The organism is Streptomyces sp. NBC_01003, assembly GCF_045162695.1.
In the GTDB taxonomy this organism is placed as follows: Bacteria; Actinomycetota; Actinomycetes; order Streptomycetales; family Streptomycetaceae; genus Streptomyces.
In genome coordinates this window covers 1-21,503 of sequence record NZ_CP108707.1, presented here as the reverse complement: position 1 = coordinate 21,503, position 21,503 = coordinate 1, and the positions used below count along the sequence as shown (strand labels likewise).

16 protein-coding genes, 2 pseudogenes and 1 riboswitch are annotated in these 21,503 nt (G+C 68.3%); of the genes and pseudogenes, 6 read left to right on the top strand and 12 right to left on the bottom strand.

Annotated elements, in window-relative coordinates; genetic code table 11:
- Positions 1-230: 230 nt before the first annotated feature.
- The 4 genes from OG698_RS00090 to OG698_RS00075 form a co-directional block, all read right to left on the bottom strand.
- Positions 231-515 (bottom strand): hypothetical protein, encoded by a 285-nt coding sequence (locus OG698_RS00090; RefSeq protein WP_406100623.1) that lies wholly within the window; start codon positions 513-515, stop codon positions 231-233.
- Positions 516-690: 175 nt separating this feature from the next.
- Positions 691-833: riboswitch (cobalamin riboswitch) on the bottom strand.
- Positions 811-1,464 (bottom strand): recombinase family protein, encoded by a 654-nt coding sequence (locus OG698_RS00085; protein WP_406110732.1) that lies wholly within the window; start codon positions 1,462-1,464, stop codon positions 811-813. (Overlaps the previous riboswitch by 23 nt.)
- 228 nt (positions 1,465-1,692) lie before the next feature.
- Positions 1,693-2,370, bottom strand: coding sequence for a response regulator transcription factor (locus tag OG698_RS00080; RefSeq protein WP_406100621.1), 678 nt, complete (start codon positions 2,368-2,370; stop codon positions 1,693-1,695).
- Positions 2,367-3,626, bottom strand: a complete 1,260-nt coding sequence (locus OG698_RS00075) for a sensor histidine kinase (protein WP_406100619.1) — start codon at positions 3,624-3,626, stop codon at positions 2,367-2,369. Before OG698_RS00075 ends, OG698_RS00080 begins: the two co-directional genes overlap by 4 nt.
- A 139-nt stretch (positions 3,627-3,765) precedes the next feature.
- Between OG698_RS00075 and OG698_RS00070 the strand changes: the two genes are divergently transcribed.
- From OG698_RS00070 to OG698_RS00060, 3 genes are read left to right on the top strand one after another with little or no spacing between them, the layout of a single operon-like run.
- Positions 3,766-4,737: an ABC transporter ATP-binding protein gene (locus OG698_RS00070; protein WP_406100617.1), complete on the top strand. Its 972-nt coding sequence runs from the start codon at positions 3,766-3,768 to the stop codon at positions 4,735-4,737.
- Complete coding sequence (locus tag OG698_RS00065; protein ID WP_406100616.1) at positions 4,734-6,296, top strand: ABC transporter permease subunit; 1,563 nt, start codon at positions 4,734-4,736, stop codon at positions 6,294-6,296. The genes OG698_RS00070 and OG698_RS00065 overlap by 4 nt, the downstream gene beginning before the upstream one ends.
- Positions 6,293-7,129, top strand: a complete 837-nt coding sequence (locus OG698_RS00060) for an ABC transporter permease subunit (RefSeq protein ID WP_406100614.1) — start codon at positions 6,293-6,295, stop codon at positions 7,127-7,129. Before OG698_RS00065 ends, OG698_RS00060 begins: the two co-directional genes overlap by 4 nt.
- Before the next feature lie 102 nt (positions 7,130-7,231).
- On the opposite strand, the gene OG698_RS00055 is transcribed toward OG698_RS00060, so the two are convergent.
- The 4 genes and pseudogenes from OG698_RS00055 to OG698_RS00040 all read right to left on the bottom strand — a co-directional run bounded on the left by OG698_RS00055 (position 7,232) and on the right by OG698_RS00040 (position 12,491).
- The gene (locus OG698_RS00055) at positions 7,232-7,822 is read right to left on the bottom strand and encodes a recombinase family protein (protein ID WP_406100613.1); all 591 of its coding nucleotides are present in this window, start codon (positions 7,820-7,822) and stop codon (positions 7,232-7,234) included.
- Positions 7,823-8,378: 556 nt separating this feature from the next.
- A pseudogene (locus OG698_RS00050) lies at positions 8,379-9,853 on the bottom strand (ISAzo13 family transposase); the annotation flags it as partial.
- Positions 9,854-11,276: 1,423 nt separating this feature from the next.
- On the bottom strand, positions 11,277-11,747 hold the full coding sequence (locus tag OG698_RS00045) for an NUDIX domain-containing protein (protein WP_406100612.1): 471 nt from the start codon (positions 11,745-11,747) through the stop codon (positions 11,277-11,279).
- A gap of 3 nt (positions 11,748-11,750) precedes the next feature.
- Positions 11,751-12,491, bottom strand: coding sequence for an XRE family transcriptional regulator (locus OG698_RS00040; RefSeq protein WP_406100611.1), 741 nt, complete (start codon positions 12,489-12,491; stop codon positions 11,751-11,753).
- A 181-nt stretch (positions 12,492-12,672) separates the two neighbouring features.
- Between OG698_RS00040 and OG698_RS00035 the strand changes: the two genes are divergently transcribed.
- Positions 12,673-13,035: a hypothetical protein gene (locus OG698_RS00035; RefSeq protein ID WP_406100610.1), complete on the top strand. Its 363-nt coding sequence runs from the start codon at positions 12,673-12,675 to the stop codon at positions 13,033-13,035.
- Entirely contained in the window at positions 13,032-13,235 is a 204-nt protein-coding gene (locus OG698_RS00030; RefSeq protein WP_406100608.1) for a hypothetical protein, read from the top strand. The genes OG698_RS00035 and OG698_RS00030 overlap by 4 nt, the downstream gene beginning before the upstream one ends.
- A 303-nt stretch (positions 13,236-13,538) precedes the next feature.
- Here the strand turns inward: OG698_RS00030 and OG698_RS00025 are convergent, their stop codons facing one another.
- Complete coding sequence (locus OG698_RS00025) at positions 13,539-14,201, bottom strand: hypothetical protein (protein WP_406100607.1); 663 nt, start codon at positions 14,199-14,201, stop codon at positions 13,539-13,541.
- Positions 14,202-14,739: 538 nt separating this feature from the next.
- Positions 14,740-16,152: a hypothetical protein gene (locus OG698_RS00020; RefSeq protein ID WP_406100606.1), complete on the bottom strand. Its 1,413-nt coding sequence runs from the start codon at positions 16,150-16,152 to the stop codon at positions 14,740-14,742.
- A 343-nt stretch (positions 16,153-16,495) separates the two neighbouring features.
- Between OG698_RS00020 and OG698_RS00015 the strand changes: the two are divergent.
- Positions 16,496-16,765, top strand: a pseudogene (locus OG698_RS00015) (transposase); the annotation flags it as partial.
- Here the strand turns inward: OG698_RS00015 and OG698_RS00010 are convergent.
- Both OG698_RS00010 and OG698_RS00005 read right to left on the bottom strand, forming a co-directional pair.
- On the bottom strand, positions 16,762-18,315 hold the full coding sequence (locus OG698_RS00010; RefSeq protein ID WP_406100605.1) for an oxidoreductase: 1,554 nt from the start codon (positions 18,313-18,315) through the stop codon (positions 16,762-16,764). The pseudogene OG698_RS00015 and the gene OG698_RS00010 overlap by 4 nt on opposite strands.
- A 188-nt stretch (positions 18,316-18,503) precedes the next feature.
- On the bottom strand, positions 18,504-21,047 hold the full coding sequence (locus OG698_RS00005) for a Helicase associated domain protein (protein ID WP_406100604.1): 2,544 nt from the start codon (positions 21,045-21,047) through the stop codon (positions 18,504-18,506).
- Between the last annotated feature and the right edge of the window lie 456 nt (positions 21,048-21,503).

Genomic DNA, 21,503 nt, shown 5'->3' with positions numbered 1-21,503 from the left:
GAACCGGTCGCACTCCACATCGGTCCCGGCGAGCCAAGACCGGTAAGCCTCCGACGCGCACGACGAAGGCCCCGTCTTTTCTGGCGGGGCCTTCGTCGTCGGGCACCCGGGGCCGGACTCAGTGCGTCGGGCCGCCGCGCGAGAAGGCGGGCACTGTTACCCGAAGACGACGTCGCGGAGGTCAGGTCCGGCATCCACACGGCACTGTGACGCCCAATCAGTGTCACTGATTAAGGCGACGCGGAAGGGTCGACGCCCTGGTGACCAGAGCTGGAAGCGGGACTCGACGATGTCGAGGGGACTCCGCTCAGCCCCGGTTCGGGCAGCTGAACCTCGGAGTGGTCGCCCCCGAGGATGAGCACCAGCGCCGTCAGTACCGAGGTGCCGCAGACGATGGCCCCGACAATGTCGCCCTTGCCGAGCGGCCCCTGGCGAGTGTGCTTGTAGACGAAGTACCCCACGACGCACGCCACCATCATGAGGGCGCCGCCGACGGCGTCGATGTGCACAGTCAAGGTCAGTCTCCCGCTCGCGGGCCGCGTGACGGCCCTGAATGAGAAGACCGCGGGCGCGATCTCCACACCTTCGGCGGGATGCGTGGGGTCTGACAGCAAGAATGCCCAACTCGATGAGTTGGGCATCGGGTCCTGCTGGGAGTGTCCCGGTGCCCTGCCGAAGGACCCGACGAGTCGCCGGGGTCTTCGGGCAGGCAGGTCCTCGGACTTACGTGGGGCGCGGAGGCGCTTCACGTACACCGTTGCGGGACAGTTCCGGAATTGCACCGGATTCCCCTGCTGCTTGGCATCGATTCTACTTGACGCGTCGCTCTGCCGACGGAAGTTGTCCCGGTCGAGCGTTCGGTACGAGCGAGTCCCGCCCTGCCGCCAGCTCAGGTACGTACTTGTAGAGCGTCGTCCGGGAGACGCCCAGCAGCTTGGCGATCGACGTGATGGTGTTATCCGGGTCTGTCAGCAACCCGCGAGCGTGGCGGATCTGCTCCTCCGTCATGGCGGGCGGTCGACCAGTCCGTTCGCCACGTGCTCGCGCGGCCGCAAGGCCCTCGTGGGTGCCCTGCACGATCAGTTCTCGGATGAACTCCGCAAGGGCGGCGAACACGTGGAAGACCAGGCGCCCGCCGGGCGTGGTTGTGTCGAGGGACTCGTGCAGCGACTGGAAGCCGATCCCGCGCTTGCGGAGTCCGGCCACAATGGAGATCAGATCTTGGATCGAACGACCCAAGCGATCGAGCGAGGGCACCACGAGCGTGTCACCGGGCCGGAGGTAGTCGAGGCACTTCCACAGTTCCTCGCGCTCCGCGTTCTTCCCGGACTTCTTGTCCGTGAAGACCCGCACGCACCCGGCCGCCTCCAAGGCCGCGATCTGCCGGTCGAGCAATTGCCCTTGGGTGGATACGCGTCCGTACCCGACCCGGGCTCCGGACGCGTTCGCGGGGAAGGTCTCCATCGGGCTGTCGGCGTCAGCCCATTCTGCGGTCGTCGTCATGCACGGCACCGTACAGAAAAGGGTCTCAACAGGTTCTTGGACACGCCGAGTTAATGAACACCCTTCTTGGACGCTGCAAGCCTGTTCCCCGCCCGCGGTGTCAGTCTTCGAAGTCGGCTGCACAGATGACTGGAGCCGGGTGCACTGAACACGGCCTCCGCTCGCGGGCCGCCAACCCCTATTAGCTGCTCAGCCGGGTGGGGCAGCTGGGTCGATGATCCGATACCCCACGCCGGGTGTGGTGGCGATGACCGGCGGGTCGCCAAGCTTGCGGCGCAGGCGACTGATGGTCACCGTGACAGTGTTGGTGAACGGGTCGGCGTGCTCGTCCCAGACCTGTTCGAGGAGGTTCTCCGTGCTGAGGAAGGCGGGGCTCGCGTTCAGGAGGGCTTCGAGTAGCGCGAACTCCTTGACGGAGAGGTCGAGTTGGCGGCCGTCGCGGCTGGCGGTGCGGCGCATCGGGTCGAGTTCGATGCCCGCCGTGCGCAGGGTGCGGGACCGGGCGGCGGGGCGGCGGCGGGCCAGGGCGCGGATGCGCAGGACGAGTTCGGGGAAGTGGAAGGGCTTGGCGAGATAGTCGTCGGCGCCCAGGGTCAGGCCGCTGACGCGGTCGCTGGGTGAGTCGGCGGCGGTCAGCATCAGGACCATCACGCGGCTGTCCCGCTCGGTGATCATCTGGCAGAGGGTGTCGCCGTGGATGCCGGGCAGGTCGCGGTCGAGCACGACGACGTCGTACGCGTTGACGTCCAGCTTGGCTGCGGCGTCGAGCCCGTCGTGGGCCACGTCCACGGCCATGCCCTGGTCGCGCAGCCCCTCGGCTATGACCTCGGCGAGCGGGCGGGCGTCCTCGACCACCAGGACCCTCAACGCGCCACGTCCGTCTCTGTGTTGGGGCCTTTTGTCGCCCTGTCGCCTGGGTGGGGGAGGGTGATGGTGACGCGCAGGCCGCCGTCGGGGCGAGCGCGCAGGTCCAGGGTGCCGTGGTGGGCCTCGGTGATGGCCGCGACGATGGAGAGGCCAAGGCCGCTGCCCCGGCCGGTGCCGGTCCGGTCGGCGCCGAGGCGGCGGAAGGGCTGCACGAGGTCCGCCACCCGCCGCCGGTCGAGGATCGGTCCACTGGACTCGACGACAAGGGACACTGCGCCGCCGCCGTCCCTTTTGCTTCCTTCGGCCAGTACCACGACGCCGATCCAGCCCCCAAAGTCGTTGTGCGTAATCGCGTTGTCGATCACGTTGTCGGCCACGCGGCGCAACAGCGTCTGACTGCCCCACACCCACGCGGAGTCGTCGACCGTGTTCTCGCGCACCGTCAGGCCCTTGGCCGCGATGTCCTCGGCCCGTCCGGCCAGGGCGGTCAGTGTGAGCTGGCCGAGGGCGAGCAATCCCGAGTCGGTGAACTCGCCGTGCTGGGTGCGCGCCAGGACAAGGAAGCTCTCCAACAGCCGGTCCACCTGGTCGAGTTCGACGCGCATCCGGGCCGCCAGGGTGGCCGTGGTCTCAGGTACCGGACCCGGTTTGGCGAGGGCCACGTCCAGGGAGGCCCGCATCGTGGTGAGCGGGGTGCGCAGTTCGTGGGAGGCGTTGGCAACGAAGAGGCGCTGGGCGTCGAAGGAGCCTTCCAGGCGGCCGAGGAGGTCGTCGATGGTGTCGGCGAGGTCCTTCACTTCGTCGCCGGGGCCACCGATCGCCAGGCGTTCGTGCAGGCTGTCGGCGGTGATCCGGCGGGTGGCCGCCGTCATCACGCGCAGCGGGCGCAGCACCCGGCCGGCGACGAGCCAGCCGAGGCCGACCGAGATCACCGCCATGACGCCGAGCGCTATGGCGGACCCGATCAGGATCTGCTGGGACTGGGTGTCGTGCGCCTGGGCCAGCTGCTGTTCCAGGTCCTCGATGCGGCCCTGGGCCTGTGCCGCCGTGGCGGGCTGACCGATGCCGTTGTCGGGCGCGGCCTGGCTGTCGCTCGATCCGCCGGATGCCACCACGGCAGTGATGGCGAGCAGTGCCGTTCCGGACAGCAGGAAGAGAGTGACGTACAAGGCGGTGAAGCGGGCGCGGGCGGTGCCACGGCGCAGTCCGAGCCGGGCGGTCAGGCCCGTGAGCCGTCGGGGCGGACCCCACTTCATCCGCCTGCTCCCTTCTCACGGTCTGAACCAGGGACCTCCCGGCCAAGGTTCCGTGACCAGGCTAAGCGGCGGCGCCTAACAGCGAGATGACAGCGCCCGTTCGGCCCCTGTAACCCGTGCCGTCACAGGGTTGGGGCCTATGAGCAATGAGAGCGCTGTCGACGGCGGCAGCTACGCCACGAAGGCGACAATCGAGGTCATCGGTCTACGCAAACGCTTCGGGCCGCAGCTGGCCCTGGACGGGATGACGTTCAGCGTGCGCCCGGGACGGGTGACCGCCTTCGTGGGCCCGAATGGTGCGGGAAAGTCCACCACCATGCGCGTGATCCTGGGCCTGGACGCGGCCGAGGAAGGGGAGGCACTGGTCGGCGGGGTGCCGTATCGGAGCCTGCGTCGCCCGCTGCGGCACCTGGGGGCACTGCTCGACGCCTCCGCACTGCAGCCCAGCCGCACCGCCCGCAACCATCTGCTGTGGCTGGCCCATTCACAAGGGCTGCCCGCCGGGCGGGTGGACGAGGTCATCGAGCAGGCGGGTCTGGGCTCGGCGGCCCGGCGCAAGGCGGGCGGCTTCTCCTTGGGTATGCGCCAGCGCCTGGGGATCGCGGCGGCGCTGCTCGGGGACCCGCCGGTCGTCATGCTGGACGAGCCGTTCAACGGCCTGGACCCCGACGGCATCGTGTGGATGCGCGGCTTCCTGGCCACGCTTGCCCGGCAGGGTCGCGCCGTCCTGGTCTCCAGTCACCTGATGAGCGAACTGGAAGACACTGCGGACCATCTCGTGGTGATCGGGCGCGGCCGGGTCGTCGCGGACACCAGCGTGTCCGAGCTGCTCGCCGAGGCGTCCGGCGGCCGGGTCATCCTGCGTACCTCCGCATCCCCGCAGGCCGCCCAGGTGCTGCACAGTGCGGGCGCCACCGTGGTCGCCACCGGCCCCGACACCCTCGGCGTCACGGGCCTGCCCGACGAGGAGATCGTTGCCCTGCTCGCCCGGAACGAGGTGCCGTTCTCGCAGGTATCCGCACACCGGGCGACGCTCGAAGAGGCGTATATGGAGCTCACCCGGGACGCGGTGGAATACCGGGGCATTCCGGCGGGGGAGGCCACGCGATGACAACCACTCTCACCCCACGCCCCCCGGCCACGCGACGCGCTGAGCGAGGTGGATTCCTCGCGACGCTGCACGCCGAGTGGACGAAGTTCCGTACTGTACGGGGCTGGGTCCTCGCCATGGCGGCGGCGCTCCTGGTGACAATCGTGGTCGGCCTGCTTGGCACGGCCGCGCCGGGCTCCACCGGCCCCGGCACCGGCTCCGCCTCCTACCCGAAGGGCCCCGGCGGCGAGGCCGTCAACGACAACTTCTACCTCGTCCACAAGAAGCTGACCGGCGACGGCAGCCTCACCGTCGATCTGCGATCCCTGACCGAAGTGGCCGACACCGGGATCGGCGACAAGCCGGCCAAGGGCGCCCAACCCTGGGCAAAGGCCGGGATCATCATGAAGGAGAGCCTCACCCAGGGATCCCCGTATGCGGCGGTCATGGCCACCGGCGGCCACGGCGTGCGCATGCAGTACGACTACACCCACGACACGGCGGGCCCTTCCGGCAAGGTCCCCAAGGACTCCTCACACTGGCTGCGCCTGGTCCGCTCCGGCGACAGTCTCACCGGCTACGCCTCCACGGACGGCTCCCGCTGGACCAAGGTCGACAGCGTGAAGCTGCCCAGCCTCACGCACACCGTGCAGGCCGGGTTCTTCACGGCGTCACCGGAGGCGAAGCAGGACACCGCAGCAGGCACGGGCTTCAGCCCCGCCGTGGCCACCGGCACCTTCGGTGCCCCGGGCCTCAAGGGAGACTGGTCCCAGGGCGCGTGGAGCGGCACACAGGTGGGCGGCGACGCGGGCACCTCCGGCAGCTACTCGAACACCACCAAGGGCGGCTTCACCCAGACCGCCAGCGGGTTCATCGTGACCGGGGCCGGTGACATCGCGCCGGTCGTCGGCGGGCCCGTCATGGGCGGCGGCTACTCCGTCGAGAACTTCCTTGTCGGAACGTTCGCCGGGCTCATCGTGGTGATCGCTGTGGGCACGGTGTTCATCACCGGCGAGTACCGGAACGGTCTGCTGCGTACGACCATGACGGCAATCCCGCTACGGGGCCCGGTACTTGGCGCCAAGGCCCTGGTGGCCGGGGGCGTCGCGTTCGCCATCGGCCTGGTCGCCGCCGCGATCACCATCCCCATCGGGGAACGCGGCGCGCTCGGCAGAGGCTTCCATGTCTTTCCCGTCACGTCGGCGACCGAACTGCGCGTCGTGGCCGGCACCGGACTGCTCTGCGCGGCCGCCGCCGTGCTCGCCCTCGGCGCCGGAACCCTGCTGCGGCGCAGCGCCGCGGCGGTTGCCCTGGTCATCGCGTCGATCGTGCTGCCTTTCCTGCTTGCCACCTCCGGCGTGTTGCCCCCGGGCGTTTCGGAGTGGCTGCTGCGGGTGACTCCGGCGGCGGGCTTCGCCGTCCAGCAGACCCTGCCGTACTACGCGCAGGTGCTCAGCGTGTACGAGCCGTCGACCGGGTACTACCCGCTGGCTCCGTGGGCCGGCTTTGCCGTGCTGTGCGGCTACGCCGTGCTCGCCTTCGGTCTGGCCGTGGTGCGGCTGCGCAGGAGGGATGTATGAGTCTCCTGAGCGACGCACGACTCATGAGCAAGGCGGACGGCACGGGGCATGGGGGCTTCGGTCGCGCCCTGCGCGCGGAGTGGACGAAGCTGCACACCGCAGGGGGAACGGGCTGGCTGCTCCTGCTCGCCGTCACTCTGACCGTGGCCGTCGGCTGCGGCACCGCCAAGGCCGTGAAGTGCCCGGACACAGAGTGCGGCCAGGACGCCGTCAAGCTCGCCCTGACCGGCATCACCGTCGGGCAGGCGGTCATCGCCGTCTTCGCCGTGCTGGCCGTCAGCGGCGAGTACGGCACCGGGATGATCCGCACCACGCTCACGGCGGTGCCAAACCGGCTCACCGTCCTCATCGCCAAGGCGATGGTCCTCACCACGGTCGTCCTGGCCTTCGGGACGGTCGCCGTCCTGGCCTCCCTCCTCGCCGGCCGCTACATCCTGCCCGGCAACGGATTCACCGAGGCGCACGGCTACGCCCCGCTGTCCCTGGCTGACGGCCCGACCCTGCGCGCGGCTGCGGGCTCGGTCCTCTACTTCGCCCTGATCGCCCTGATCGGCCTCGGCGTGGCGATGGCGGTACGCGAGGCGGCGACCGCCATCGGGATCGTGTTCGGGCTGCTCTACCTCTTCCCGGTCGTCACCCAGGTGGTCCACGATCCGGAATGGCAGCGCCACCTCCAGCAGATCGCGCCGATGACCGCCGGACTCGCGGTCCAGGCCACCGTCAATCTGCCCGGGATGCCCATTGGCCCGTGGGACGGCCTGGGCGTGCTCGCCGCGTGGGCCGCGGCCGCGCTGCTGGTCGGCGGCCTGCTGCTGCAGAGGCGCGACGCGTAGCCGCCTCAAGCGGCCACGAGCGCGGTGGCTTCGGGCCAGCCAACGGTCCTGAGAACGGACCGATAGCAGGGCACGTGACGACCCATATGGCTCCTTGCGCCGCTACCCCTGCAGATAGCGGTGCAAGGAGGTTTTCGGGATGCCGGTCTTGGTGCTGATCTCCCCGTAGCTGGCGCCTTGGCCTTTGAGTAGACGCGCGTACTCAATCTTGTCGGCGGGGTGGGCGACGGGCCGGCCGATGCGGCGGCCAGCTGCCTCTGCGACAGCGCGGGCGTGGGCGGCCCGCTCGGCGGTAAAGGTACGTTCCATCTCGGCGAACAGGGCCAGCAGCAGGAAGGCGATGTGGCCCATGCCCTCCTCGGCGGTGTTGATCGGCAGCGGGTCGGCCAGTGAGCGCACGCCGATCTGCTTGTCGTTGAGGTCGTGGACAAGGTTGAGGACTTCGCGCAGATTGCGACCGAGCCGGTCGAGGGTGTGCACCACGATGGTGTCGCCGGGGCGGGCGTAGCCGAGCAGGTCGGTCAGGCCGGGGCGCTCGACGGTGGCTCCGCTCTTCTTGTCCACGTAGATCTGCTTCTCGGGAATGCCCGCCCCGCCGAGGGCGTCGAGTTGGCGTTCCAGGCTCTGTTTGGTGGTGGAGACCCGGGCGTACCCGAGTTCGAGTCCGCCGACGGGGTGGTTGTCGGTTCCCATGACCGGACCGGACCGTACCGGAAGTCGCCTCTGTGCGGGCTTTCCGGAACGCTTCTTGTGGAACGACTTGTGGAACGGTCGGCGGATTGATCGCCCCAGGACGCATGTCTTCTGACGGAGCGTCGGGAGCCCCGTTCCACTTCCAAGGATGTGGAACACGGGGTCAGGCAAGATCGACGCGGCCGAGATCGCGGGCGCCTGGCAGGAAGTCGGCGGGGACGCCGACGCCGAACAGGAAGGCGCGCTCTTCTTCGAACCGGTCGAGGGTGCGGCAGCCGAGGGTGAGCAGGACCAGGAGCTGCCGGGGCGGCGTCGCGGTCGGTACGCGCCAGGGCGAGCGCCGCCTCGATCTGATCCATGGCCTCCTGCCAGGAGCTGCGGTGAGGGGCGTGTCTGTCGCCGTCGTAGATGTGCCGGTGCTCCGGCCGGAGCGTGGAGGCGAGGCAGCCGAAAGCGATGATGGTCCCATCGGCGACCAGGCGCAGGTGTGGCAGCCGGTCCGATCCGCGTGGTGGTCGCCAAGCCGGGCTGAGCCAGAAGTGTGCTGGTGACGGCATTGCGGCGGCGTAACAGGGCGGTCAGCAGGCGGTGGTAGTGGTCGAGGCTGCTGGTCTGCGGGTGGAGGTAGCTGCGTGGGCGGTGGAAGCGCCGCTGGAATGCTGCCTCGGCCAGGGCGTCCCAGTATGGTTCCGAGGCGGCGACCAGCTGCTCGAAGGCGGAGCGTGACATGCCGGTCAGGGCCGGGTTGGTGAGCATCGTGGTCAGGGCGGGATCGATCCGCCGCCGGCCCGGTGCCGGGTCGGGGAGCCGGGGTGCGACCGATGCCAGGGTGTAGTTCCAGTCGCCGTGAAAGGTGTGGTGTGTGATCGGCAGGGAGTGGAACTCGGCGGGTGGGACTGTGATGCCCAGGTCATATCGGCCGGTGTCGAGTTCGGCGCCGATGGTGAGCCCGGTGCGGGTGGTCGTGGCGGCGATGGTCTCGATGACGGTCTGGTAGCTGGTCAGGGGCCTGCCGCGCCAGTTTGCCGTGATGTGGCAGAACATCCGGTGTTCGATCTTGTTCCACTTCGATGTTCCGGGTGGAAAGTGGCTGACGGTGATCTCGAGTCCGCTTTCCAGGGCGAAGGCGGCGAGGTGTTTCTTCCATGTCCAGCGGCGGGGGTCGTTGGAACCGCCGCAGTCGGCGGTGATCAGCAGTCGGCGGGCGTCCGGGTGGTCGTCGCATCCGCGCTGCTGCCACCAGCGGCGGATGGATTCCACCGCGAACTCGCCCGTGTCGTGGTCGGTCCCGACGTTGACCCAGCCGGTGTTGCGGGCGATGTCGTAGATCCCATAGGGGATGACCACGGGCTGGTCGCCGGTGATGAAGGTGTGGCAGTCCACACGGATGGGGTTCTTGCCCGGACGCCAGGTGCGGCCGGGACGGTCGCGGTTGCCCAACCACTCCTTGGCCTTGGTGTCCACGCTGATCACCGGCTGGTTGTCTTTGAGGAAGGCCGCGGCAGTGGAGTTGATGTGCGTGAACTGGGCATCCCGGTCCGGATGACTGGCGCCTTCCGTTGTCTTGGCGGTGCCCTGCAGGCTGTATCCCTGGGCCTGCAGCAGGCGTCCGACGGTCGCCGCGCTGACCGGGTGGCCCTGAGTGGTCAGTGCCAAGGCCAGGGACCGCAGCGAGAGCGTGGTCCAGCGCAGCGGTGAGACCGGATCGCCCCGGGTGTGTGGCTCGATCATGGCTTCGAGAGCGGGCAGCAGACCGGGATCGGTGACCGTCACTGGCTTGCGGCCGGCTCCCGGAGCCCGGATCCGCCCGGCGGGCAAAGGGTGCCTGGACAGCTCGGCGATTCCGCGTGCGATGGTGGCCGCACTGGCGCCAGAAGCGGCCGCCACCAGCGTGATCCCGCCGTGACCAAGCGCAGCGGCCTCGCTGGCCAGGTAGATCCGACGGCGCCGCTCATCGAGATGGGGAAGGAACTGATCGAACTTCACCCGCAGAGCCACAACCGAAGCCCGAGCGGCCGTACGCGCAGTCACAGCTCATTGTCCCGCCAACACCCGCGCACCGAGCAGTAATTGAAATACAGGCCCCCCGCGGCACCGGGCACTGTCAGAGCCGCCTGCGACCTTGTACCGTGCGCGAGGACATCGGGCGGCCTGATGACGGCTTCGAAGTCCACCTCGCCCTCACGGCGGCGTCACCAACGGGCGGCGCGTAGGCCGACTCCACCATGGTGATGCAGCGCCAGGACCGCAAGGCAGTGGGCGACGCGCATGAGCGGCGGGTGGCAGCCGCTCTGCGGGCGCGTGGCTGGAGCGTTCGCTTTTGCGGGCATGGCAGCTACCCGCCCGCCGTGCAGGATGCCTTGCGCCGAACCGCACCGCGCTGCGGGAGTTCCCCGACCTGATAGCCGTCCGCGGGGCCGACCTCGTCACTGTCGACGCCAAGGAACGTATGTCCAGCACTGACCCCGTCAACGCCCTCCTTTTCACCGCGGCCCATGCCCCCACCCCGCTGTACTACGTATTCGGCGCGAGGTCTCACCTGTGTATCTGACGTGGGATATGAAGGCTTGTGTGCGGGTTGGCGTCTTCGTTTCGAAGGTGATGGGCCGTGATGTTCTGGGATGTGTGGGTGATGGCGGGCGGTCTGCCCATGTGTGGCTGTCCCGCCTGGCGCCATGTGCGGTGTTCAGGTGGGCAGGGCGGGCTCTGCCACGAGGGTGCGGGGTGCGAGCTGGGTCCGGCGGCCTGGTACTTCTGGGCACCCGGACGCCACCTGCGGTTGGGTTCTCCTCAGCGGTCCTCGAACGGCCGGTGCGCAGCCCCTCCTCGCGAAGCGCTGGCTGTGTCCTGGCCGGTGGGGCCGGTGGGGCCGGTGGGGCGTAGTGGTCGTTGTCCGGTGAAGTCCCGGCTTCTGGCGCAGTCTTGGGGGTCTGGATGAGTGAGGGGATGCCGCCACCGGAGTGGAGCCTGGACGGACACTTGAGTGATTTCTCAACGTCCGGTCGAGCTACGAGTGGTCGTCTGGGGGCGCCCTGTCCGCACCTGCGTTGGCCACACGCTGCTGGCGCATGGTGCATGGCGCGTTCGCGCTGCTTGCTGTAGCTGGCCGGGCAAGGGATACGCACGAGCGTGCTGGCCCTGCGTGCGGCCGGAGCCTGACCGGCCGTGGCGCAGGGCCTGGGCTACTTTGCCGGTTGGGTTGGCGGTGCCTGGGATGCTGCGGCGCGCAGTGAATCCTTAGCTACGCGGTCGGGGTTGCCTGTTCCCTGCAGCGTCCCGTTCCTTGTTGGCCACGTGCGTGGCGGTGCGAAGGTGCGCCGCCGGACCGCCCCATCGCCAGAGGCCAGGTGGCCGCTGCGGGCGTAAGGAGTCGACAACCAACTCCCGTTCTCGTGTACATGGCCACCTGTGTGGTCCTCGCGGCCATTGCAGGAGCGTTTCGTCATGTCCGGATCTACCCGAGGTATGGCGTCGGCCGCTTCTCCAGGAAGTGCTGCAGCCGGAGGCGTTGGGTGTGGTGCATCGGCAGCGACTCCAGTTCTCCGGTGGCTACGAACCGCAGCTCTGTCGACTCGTCGGAGATGGCCAGGTGCCCGCCGGTGACGCGGGCCGTGAAGCAGACGTTGAACTGCCGGCGCACTTCGCCGTCCGAGTAGGCGATCACGTGCCGCGGGTCGGTGTACGTGCCGACGAGTCCCGTGATCTCGACGTCGAGGCCGGTCTCCTCCTTCACCTCCCGCACGGCGGTGCCTGGCAGGGAGTCGCTCATGTCCATGCCGCCGCCCGGCAGCGCCCACAGATCGTTGTCGCGGCGCCGCTGCAGCAGGATGCGTCCCTGCGCATCGGTCACTACGGCAGAGGCCGCAACGACAAGGCTGTTGGGCTTGGGCGCTTCCGGATCGTCGTAGTACTCAGTGCGTGCCATCGCTTACTCCTCCACCGGGCGGGCCGTGTCCCACACGGCGTTGAAGCTGTCCGCGTAGGTGTCGAACATGCCGCCGTTCTCGGTGCGCCGAAGATGCCACACCGGGGCGCCGTAGGCGTTCATGCCCCAGACGTGCGCGTTCACAAGGAGCTGGTCATCCGCCCGGTAAAGCGAGTTGTACAACGTCGTGCCATGAGTGCGGAGCTCAACGCCCGGCGACTTCGCCAAACTGCGGTAGTGCAGGAGGGCGAGGCGGCAGCGTGACTCGATGCCGTGGCCGAACCTCTCCTCGCGGCCACGCGCCTGAACGTTCGCACTGTCGGTGTCGCCAAGCGCGATCCGGACTCGGCAGCCGTCCGCCACTCGTTCCTCCAGCAGCTCGTTGAACCGGGGATACGCCTCATGGAGGAAGACCGCGGCGTACACGAGGACGTCGATACGCTCGCGTGCCTGCCGGAACAGGTCCACGAACGCGGACACGGGGAGGTCGGCGCGCTGAGGATAGAGAGCCACGAGTTCGGGGCTCATGCTGCGCGCCTTACGGGGCTGCCGAAGCGCCGGCCACAGGGCGTAGACGTCTTCCCCCACGGCCTCCGCCGCGCGCAGGGCGGTCGCCTGGCGAGGAACACGCCCCAAGTTGACCCACCGCTCAACGGACTTGGGGTCGACCTCGACCTTCTCCGCGAGCGTCTCGTGGGTCCAGCCTCCAGCCGTCATGGCTGCTCGTAGTCTCTCGTTCGCCATACCGCCCCCAACTCGAATCGCTAAGGGACGTTCTACCCCTCTTGGGACGTCCCTAAGTGCCCGTTGCGTGAGGTTCCTACGTCCTGGGGACCGGCGTGACGATCGCGTAGCCACGCGAAGAAAGCACCCCGGCAGCCGCGCGAACGGCCCCGGGGTCGGCCGACACCCTGGGAGCGTCGACATGGACGAGAGTACGGGCCACACCCTTTCGGCAAAAGGCGGAACAGTCCTCGTCGAGGATCCGCTTTCGCCTCTGCTGCCCGACACCGAAGCGCTCACCGAACCCCAGATCCGGGGGCGGGACTGCGTATGGTGCGCCGTCACCCTCGGCGCCGGCTCGGCCATCGACCTCGGTGAACGCGTGGCCTCCTTTCGCGGCACGGTGGCCCGCTGGTTTCCCCGCGGCTGCCGGCCCTGCGCTCTCCGGCACGTCTATCCCGCACAGCTCGACCACACACAGAACTGCGAACAGTGCACCGACGACCCGACGGTCTGCGCGCACGGCACGTGGCTGCGACTCGTGATGCGGCAGGCACGGCGATGAGCGCCAGGCGGAAGACGTTGCAGGAGCACGTGGAGATTCCCGGCATCTGCTTCATCCGTCAGCCCGAGAGCGCGCTGCGCTGCACCCTGTCCGCCGGTCACTACAGGGATCACCAGCACATCTACAGCGGCGAACTCCGCAACGGCTTCCGCGTCGGCACGGCTTGGCCGCGCAGAGAGGGCGAGACGCAAGCCGACTGAGACCCCCGCCGCTGGGTGCTTGGAGGTGGCCGGCGGCGGGACAGGGCGGGCCGCCCGATGGCGAGCAGTGGGGGTGGCCCGCCCTACACGCTTGCCGAGCTGTCCGGCCCAACGGTGGGTAGCCGACGAAATGCGGCACGCGGACTGAGGTCAGTCCGCGGTCGACCGCCGCGGGTTCGCCGGCGGTGCCCGTGTCACCAGCCGCAAACGGCGGTGATCAACCCGCGAGGAACGTCGCCGCGTTCACCAAGGCGTCATGCAGGTCCTCGAGTTCAGGGATTGGCCTATACCAGCCGACGGCTCCTAGGCTCTCCAGTCGTCCGGTCCCGCGGGGTCGTATTCCTGGTCCTCCTCCACATCGCGCTGGGCGTACATATGCGGAGGTTCCCAGCCGGTAGGCAGCCCCTCGACGAACCGCAGTGGCCGGTCCGCGCTGCGGTAGAGGACGGTCCGCCCCTCCACCACGGCACGGCAGGCTCGGCAGCGCCAGGGGCGTCTCATGGTGATCCACTGGGCACGGTCGCAGCTGGGGCACGTCATGTAGTAGGCGGACGGGCCGACTGGAGTGTCCCAGGCGACGTACCCGGCAGGCGGGCGCCGACCGGGTTCCAGGCCATCACTGGGAAAGGACTGCCGTCCTGCGATCACGAGTTCCCCGCCGGGCCAGCGGCACGTGCACTCGCGCTCACAGCAGCAGGTTCGCACCCGGGCGAGTTCGGCGGCCTTCTCGATCCGCGGCACGTTCGGTCCCTTGACCTCCAGCCACACGCCGATCTCCGGAAGCCAGAAGTCGGGAATATAGACACACTCGGAGGGAAGGGTGATCGTCACCGGCTCGTACCGCCACTTGATACGGGCGCCGTTCAGGGTCTGAGCCCAGTCGGCTTCGAGGCGGGAGCGAAAGGTGATGCCACCGTACTCGGTGGGCACGGCTGCTATGCGGCCATCTTCTGAAGACTCGGTCATGTGCAGCTCCGATCGGCAGTCGGGAGGGAAGGGCGAAGGTATGACCGGGCCTTGGCGGCAACTCTTCCCGACCTGCCCGACCAGCAGTCCGCCTGTTCGAGATCGCCTGACCAGAGGGCGCGGGACACGCTGGCGTGCTCGGCGATGCCGTAAGTCGCAGGTGAGGCAGTCCGCAGCGGACCAAGCGTACGACCCACCCACCAACGTTGGGCTCAACTCTCGGGATGGCATCGGGCCTTGAACTGCTTGCGCCAAGTCCGCCACTGTTTGGCGCCGCCACCCGCAGGGCCGGGGCGCGGCGGGCATAATGAGCGAGAGGCCGTCCTAGCGCTGTACGGGGCCCGTGTGGCCTGGGCGAAGTGCGGCGCAGCGGCTTTGGCTCCGGCGGTGTGCACGTATCGCAGTGACGCGGCCTTCTACGGCGAAGTCTGGTTCGGCGATCCGGCCTCGATACTGGTGGGCTCGCGCAATCCACGAGGAGCTGACACGGCCTGACGGGAAGGTCTGGCTATCTGGCCATGCTGTTACCGACCCGAGCTCACTGCCGTTTGAGCGCCCTCCCCACTCCGGCAATCACTGTCGTAACCAGCACCCAGCCGGTCACCATGAGCAAGACGGTGCCGGCCTTTGCCCAGCCGCTGGGGTTCCAAGCGGTGTCGTGTCCCAGGCTCAGCAAGGGGATGAGGATATCGAGGGTGTAAAGGAACGGATCCCAGGTGGGACCTGCACTCGGCGTTGTACGGGGGAGAGGCCCCACTTGGTCGAAGTACACGGTGGCGGCAGTGAGAACTGCAGCCAGCCATGCAAGCGCATGGCCAGGGCGATATCCGAAGCCGACAGTGACGTCTTGGATCACCCCCCAGATGGATCCCAAGGGCCCCATGGCTCTGTGCCGGAGTCGTTCCTTGCTCCTCAGGGCCCTTCGGGCTTCTTGTTCATGGCCGTCAGCTCGGAGGGCACGGGCGAGCTGTTCGTACGGGCGGGGCGTGAAGGAGGGGCTCTGGGTGGGACGGGGATAGCCGTCCAGGACTCCGTAACTTTGAATCCAGGCCAGCCGCTCCTCGACGGTGGGCCGGGCGTCACCTCCAGTTTGTTCGCTCAGCCGGTCATAGGTGAACCCGGTGAGATCGACCGGGCACGCCTCAGGCCACCCCCGGATGTTGGTGTCCCATCGCCCGACGTGTGCATCTCGGAGGCTGACCGCACCCGCAGAAGATCGATTCAGTCGCAGCACCGCTTTGGGGGTCTGCGCTTCGGTCAAGATAAGACCCCAGTCACCGGGATGATCGAGGGTGACGTCGATGAGTGAGAGGCCATCTTCGACGTGTGCGCCGATCGCGTTGATGACGCCGTGCACGGCGAGGCCGTGGGCCAGGAGGGCTCCACCGATCCTGGCTCCTTTGAGTCGAAGCTTGCCGTTGATCTCGCACCGTCGGCGAAGGTGAAGGCTGCCTTCGACCACGACGCGGCCGAGCGTGAGTGCGCCGTCGATGGTGGTCCCATCGAATTCTGCAGTGCCGCCGATCCGAGCATTGAAGAGCTGTACTTCGCCGGCCACGTGCGAGTCGGGGAGGCCCAGCCATTGGTCCACCTGGACGGATAAGCCGCTTATTTCAGGCAACTGACACCCGCCCAGACTCAGGTACGCGAACCGGGCGCTGTCGAGTACGAGCCGCTCTTCAAAGTGACAGCGGTGAAACCTCAAAGGCGCTTGTACGTGTGCTGCAGAGAGGTCCAGAAACCCGCTGATACGGGCTCCGGACAGCGACAGCTTCGGTGCACGGCCGGGCTCGATCGGCGATGTCTCCGAGAGGAGCTGGACGATGGTTCCCGCCCGTATCTGCCGATGGTCCGAAGCGGCGAGATCCAGCGCGCTACCACGACGATATGCATGCCACAGCGCTTGTTCTGCTCTGTTCCATCGGGCCGGAGGGCGGGCGTTTCGTGCCAATTCTCCTCCTCATCGAGAGATGGGGGACCCTGGCGGTGAGTCGAGAGCCCTCACCGACCGATACCGGCAGGACAGTACCCGGCCGGGCTGGGCTACACCTGGCGTTTCGCCTCTGAGGCCCCGCCCGGCTGCGCGCGACACTCGCCAAAGCGTCAAGGCAGCGATGCAAGCCCCTGGACACGTGCCGCCTACTGCGTACTGGGCTCAGAACTCCTAACGAAATGATCTTCAAGGTGGTTGGATCACTCCGGGACTGATGCTCCGGGGGTGCTGGGTGGCTCGGCCGAAGTCGTGGGAAGTCGACGACGAGCTGTGGGCGGTGATCGAGCCGCTGATGCCCCTGGTCCTGGCCGACCGCGGCTACGACCACGACAAGTACCGCCGTCTGGTCTGGTAACTCGGCGTGGAGCCGCTGATCGCCCGCCGGGGCACCGAGCACGGCTCCGGACTTGGCGCCCAACGCTGGGTCGTCGAGTGCGCGTTCGCTCACCTGCACTGGTTCCGCCGCCTGCGGATCCGCTGGGAGATACGCGACGACATCCACGAAGCCCTCTTCGCCCTCGGATGCGCACTCATCTGCTGGCGACGCCTGAGCTCAGCTGTCGCCCGCTAGTTTTTCTGCAGGGTGCGGGTGACACCCGTGATGACGGCGGTCGTCAGCACCCAGCCGAAGGCGATCAGCAGGTAGGCCAGCCACTGGAGGTTGTCGTTCGGCCAGTACCAGGCCGTGCGCTGTCCCAGACCACCGATGGGGATCAAGAGGTCGAGCGTGTAGACGAGGGGCTGGAACGCGGCGCCTTCGCCTCGGTGGACCGGAGTGGGGGCGTGAGTGCTGAAGGACAGCGTGCCCAGCAGGGTCAGCACGAGGAGCCAGATGCCGGCCAGCCAGGGGCGGTAGCCGTAGCCGACGGTCACGTCGAGCAGGTGCCCCCACGCACGCGCGGCCGGGGGCAGAGTTTGGCGCCGGTGGCGCTGTCTGGCCAGGAGTACGCGGCGGGCGTCGTCGTCGTGGCCGGCCTTCCTGTACCAGCTCGCCAACTGCTCATAGGGCTGGGGGTTGTAGCCCGGGCTGCGTCGTATCCACGCCACCCGGTGAGCCACGGAGTCCCGCCGCCCCACTGCCTCCCGCCGTTCGCCTGCCTCGTCCACCTTGATGGAGCCGTAGACGAAGCCGTCCAGCTCCACCACATCCGGCCAACTGTGCTCGCTGTCGTGGAGGTAGGACACCTGCGCGCCCCGCAGGTCCACGGTGCCGGACGGTGGCCGGGCGAGGATGAAGTCGAAGTCGACGGCCTGCATCAGTAGGGCGACCAAAGACGGGCCGCGGCCGCCGGGCGGCCCATTCAGGACGGCTCCTTCAAAGGTCAGGTCCGAGATCCGGGCACCCCGCAGCCGTACGGTCCCGTGAGCGGTGAACCCGTCGGAGAAGTCGAGCGTCGAGGCCACGGCGTTGTCCAGGGCGAGCGTCACCCCGCGCTGGCCGGGGCGTTCCAGTAGTGCGCCCCGCATGTGCAGTCCGCCTGGCAGCTGTGCCCCCATGAGACGGACCTCACCGTGCGCAACGAACCCGTCCTGGCAGTAGACGCCGCCCTCCGCGACCAGTCCGCCAGCGGACACTGCCCATTCCCCGGGTGCGGTGATCTCGGCGCCGTTGAGGTTCACGGCCCCGCTCACGTGGGCGTTGATGAGCGACAAGGCGGTGACCCTGCGGTGGAAGGACGAGGCAGAGCCGCTTTCCAGGCGAGAGCGCCGCAGGTCGAGGCGTCCCTCGATGCGGATCAAACCTGCTTCCACGCCCGGGACCCGGCTGCCCACCACCGCAATCGACTGGGTCGACGCTCCGGAGAGGTCCACGCGCTCCTCGAACCAGCAGTCCTCAAGCCAGAAGGCGTGAGCGATCTGTGCGCTGGCCAGGTAGAGGTGCCCGGATATCCGCGCCCCTGCGAGCCTCAGGCACGGGACCGCGCCCGACGGTGTGGTGCTCGCTCCCTGGAGGAGCGCCACGATCACGGCGGCCCGAACCGTCCGCCCAGGACCCCACTGCCCACCCTCGGCGACACGGTCGTCCTCAAGCACACCCGTGCGCAGATCCACGCAGCGTCCCTCGGGGAACGCATCCCACAGCTCACGCTCTGGTGAAGTCAACTCGTCGTATGAGAGCACTCATGCAGAGTAGTGATCTTCCTTCGTGCTCGCCTTGCCCTGCCGCCACAGGACCGGAGGGCGGCCCATTCTGGTAGGAGTTCTAAGCGCCTGGCGAGCCGCCTTGAACACGGCACGGTTGGGGTGAGGCGGCAGCACCGACGGACTGTGGAAGGGGCCGACCCCCTGTTCGTGCTGCCTCGTAGCCTCTACCAGCGCATGTCGAGGGCATCCAAATCCATCCGGCGTTGGGGGGTGAGTTTGTCAGCCCTGCGACGGGTGTTGGCGAGGAACATCCCCAGCACCACAGGCACCCCGTCACCATCGCTCTCCGAGCCGTCCGCCGCACGGCCGGCTTCCGCGACTGGTACGAGCTCGACGTGCTTGCGGGGCACCTGCAGATGCCCCTCCCGGGCATGGAAGCGGCGGGCAGCCGCCAGGTTGAGGTTCCATTTATCGTCCTGTGTCCGGCGTACCACCCGCTCCGCCTCCGCCGCCTCTTCCACGCCCAGCACGCTCTCCAGCAGCCACTGCTGAGCCGCCCCGAGCCTGACCCACCCCAACCGCTGCGCCTGCACCCACGCGCCGAGGTCTTCGCCCTGCACGACCAGGACACCCGCCTCACGGGGGAGCGTACCGGCGGCGTCGAGATGGTTCTTGGCGAGGCGATAGCAGCGCTGCCACGACGTATCCCAGGCCGGGCACCAGCCCGGGTCGATAGCGTCCAACGCGTCCTGGCGGCTCTCGGAGAGCCCCCACCCTCCCGGTGGGACCGGCAAACCCTGTTCGTGCGCGAGAGCGGCCTCCACGGCCTGCCGGGCGGCTGCTCGCTGGTTCTTCAGCCACACTCCGACCGGGAACCCGCCCTCACTGACGGCACTGACCGGCGCCAGCAGGTGCCCGTGTTCTTCCGCCCACGCGCGGGCGACGGCGAGGCCTTCATCGAAGGCATTGTCGTGCGCGCTCCACACCATGCCCAGCTTGTCCAACTGCCGCACCCGCTCGCCCTCGAGCAGCTCCGCGTTGTAGTACTTGCGCTGGTCCGCCAGCCACACCCCCAGCGGAAACCGCGCAGGCGACCAGTCATCCGGCGTCACGTACCGCTGCGGCGCCTGCAGGGCCTGCGCGCCGGTCTCCTTGAGGAACTGGATCGCAGCCTGGATACCGCGCCGCCAGTACGCGTTCTCCGGATCGATGATCCGCAGGCGGATGAACTGTGCGATGAGCGCGGGATCGCGTGGTGTGCTGAACCGCAGGAGCTCCGCGGCCGGCGCACTCACCACCCGCTCATCAGCGCTCTCCGAGTCCACCTCGTCGTGTGCGTCATCGATGTCAGCGTCGGCCACCATCTCCGGTGCGTCATCGGGCTCCCAACTCCCGCTGCGTACACGGGGATCGGCGAGGGCTTCGATAGTCTCCGTGTCGTGTGCCCGCAGGGCCCCGAGGACCTTGCTGAGAGTGTCGTAGGAATTCGAGACCAGTATTTCGCTGCTCTCTTCACCAGCTCCGAGGAATACCGGAACCACCAATGTGGCGAGCTTTCCCCCACCCGGCTTGATCCGCAAAGCCCGGCCGACCATTTGCACGATTTCCACCATCGAACCCCGCGCATCACAAAACGCCACAGCATCACACCGGGCCGTATCCACACCCTCCCCGAGCACCTTCACAGACGCCAGAACCTGCACGGCCGCCTTCACCCCCCGCCCGTCCTCGCCCGAGAAGAAGTCGGACGCGAACTCCCCCAGCACGGCCTGCCGGTGGGAAGGAGGATGCTCGCCATACAGCCACCGCGCCCACACCCGCCCCGCCGTCGGGAACCGCTCAGGGTCATCGGCGTGCAACTCCTCTGCAACGGCCGGCAACCCCACCGCCATCGCCTCCGCCTCCGCAACTCGACTGTGAAAGGTCAAGATCCTGCGCAGCTTCTCCTCAGCGGCCGCCGTCAACAGCCCGGTCTGCAACGCCGCCAGGCGCGCTCCCCGTACGTGGTCAGCACCCAACGGCGCATCCTGCAGCGCCCGGTAGACGTCCTCATCACGGATATCAAGGCATACGACCTGGTAGGGGGCCACGATGCCCCGCCGGATCGCCTCCGACAGCTTCAACTCGAACGCGACAGGGCCGAAGATCTCGCTGTCCCGGTCCATCGAAGCAACCATGCGCGGCATCTCACCACCGGCCTCCCACACCCGCGGCGTCGCCGTCATATACAACCGCCGAAGAGCCGGAATCTGTTGCTGGTCATGCACCGCCGCCCATGCCTTGCCCGCGTCCCCGGACGTCCGGTGCGCCTCGTCGACCACGACCAGGTCCCAGACCCCAACTCCGGCTCCATGGGCCCGCTGCAGCGTCCGCAGCCCCAGCGAGGCGTAGGTAGCGAACACGGTGACCTGCTCCAGGCCCCGCAGCCACAACCGCAGCTCATCCGGACTGGTCGTGCACGGCACGCCCTGACTGTCCGCGGCACTGAGCGAGCACACCCCCACCATGGCCCCACCACGGCCGCCGGCCCGCCACGCGGCCGCCGTCTGCATCAGCAGATCCAACGTCGGCACCAACACCAACACCCGCCGCGCCTTCAGACGGCGAGCTGCCTCCACCGCCATCAATGTCTTGCCCGACCCGGTCGCAGAGACGACCTGTGCCCGCAGTCCGTGCGCAGGCATACAGCCATCGGCCGGGGTCTGAAGGGTCCTCAGAATCCCATCGACAGCTTCAACCTGATGCGGAAGCAGTTTCATTGCCGCCATTACGGGCTCCGTGATAGATATGTTCGGTAGGGGTCAAGGCCACTGAAATGGTGTCGCCGATGAGTGAAGAATTAGCGACGTATATCAGGGCCAGCAGGGGCAGTCGGTGGTAAGCATCCAGGCCATAATTTAGCCCACTCTCCATGATGACACACACGCGACTTGGGAGATTCCCCCTGTCCGATTCCGACCAGAAGCATGACGGATTGTCAAGAGCCTGCACCACCACCAGACGCCGTCACACCCACCGATCCGCCCGCGTAGCCAGCTGCTTTTGGTGGGACCGCGCGGAGCGTGGGCCTGCCAGGCAGGATCGCGGAGCGATCCGAGCCGTCAGCAGCGCGAAGCGGTGCTGACATGGCGTCACGGAGTGACGCCAACTCCCCGACGAAGTCGGGGAGTTCTTCCGCGCGAAGCGCGGGAACCGCTCGCGTAGCGGCGGCGCGTCGTGTCTGC

Coding starts and splice junctions, on each gene's coding strand:
- OG698_RS00085 (WP_406110732.1), bottom strand. CDS start 1,464: ATGGAGACCTTCCCCGCGAACGCGTCCGGAGCCCGGGTCGGGTACGGA.
- OG698_RS00075 (WP_406100619.1), bottom strand. CDS start 3,626: ATGAAGTGGGGTCCGCCCCGACGGCTCACGGGCCTGACCGCCCGGCTC.
- OG698_RS00070 (WP_406100617.1), top strand. CDS start 3,766: ATGAGCAATGAGAGCGCTGTCGACGGCGGCAGCTACGCCACGAAGGCG.
- OG698_RS00065 (WP_406100616.1), top strand. CDS start 4,734: ATGACAACCACTCTCACCCCACGCCCCCCGGCCACGCGACGCGCTGAG.
- OG698_RS00060 (WP_406100614.1), top strand. CDS start 6,293: ATGAGTCTCCTGAGCGACGCACGACTCATGAGCAAGGCGGACGGCACG.
- OG698_RS00055 (WP_406100613.1), bottom strand. CDS start 7,822: ATGGGAACCGACAACCACCCCGTCGGCGGACTCGAACTCGGGTACGCC.
- OG698_RS00045 (WP_406100612.1), bottom strand. CDS start 11,747: ATGGCACGCACTGAGTACTACGACGATCCGGAAGCGCCCAAGCCCAAC.
- OG698_RS00040 (WP_406100611.1), bottom strand. CDS start 12,491: ATGGCGAACGAGAGACTACGAGCAGCCATGACGGCTGGAGGCTGGACC.
- OG698_RS00035 (WP_406100610.1), top strand. CDS start 12,673: ATGGACGAGAGTACGGGCCACACCCTTTCGGCAAAAGGCGGAACAGTC.
- OG698_RS00030 (WP_406100608.1), top strand. CDS start 13,032: ATGAGCGCCAGGCGGAAGACGTTGCAGGAGCACGTGGAGATTCCCGGC.
- OG698_RS00025 (WP_406100607.1), bottom strand. CDS start 14,201: ATGACCGAGTCTTCAGAAGATGGCCGCATAGCAGCCGTGCCCACCGAG.
- OG698_RS00005 (WP_406100604.1), bottom strand. CDS start 21,047: ATGGCGGCAATGAAACTGCTTCCGCATCAGGTTGAAGCTGTCGATGGG.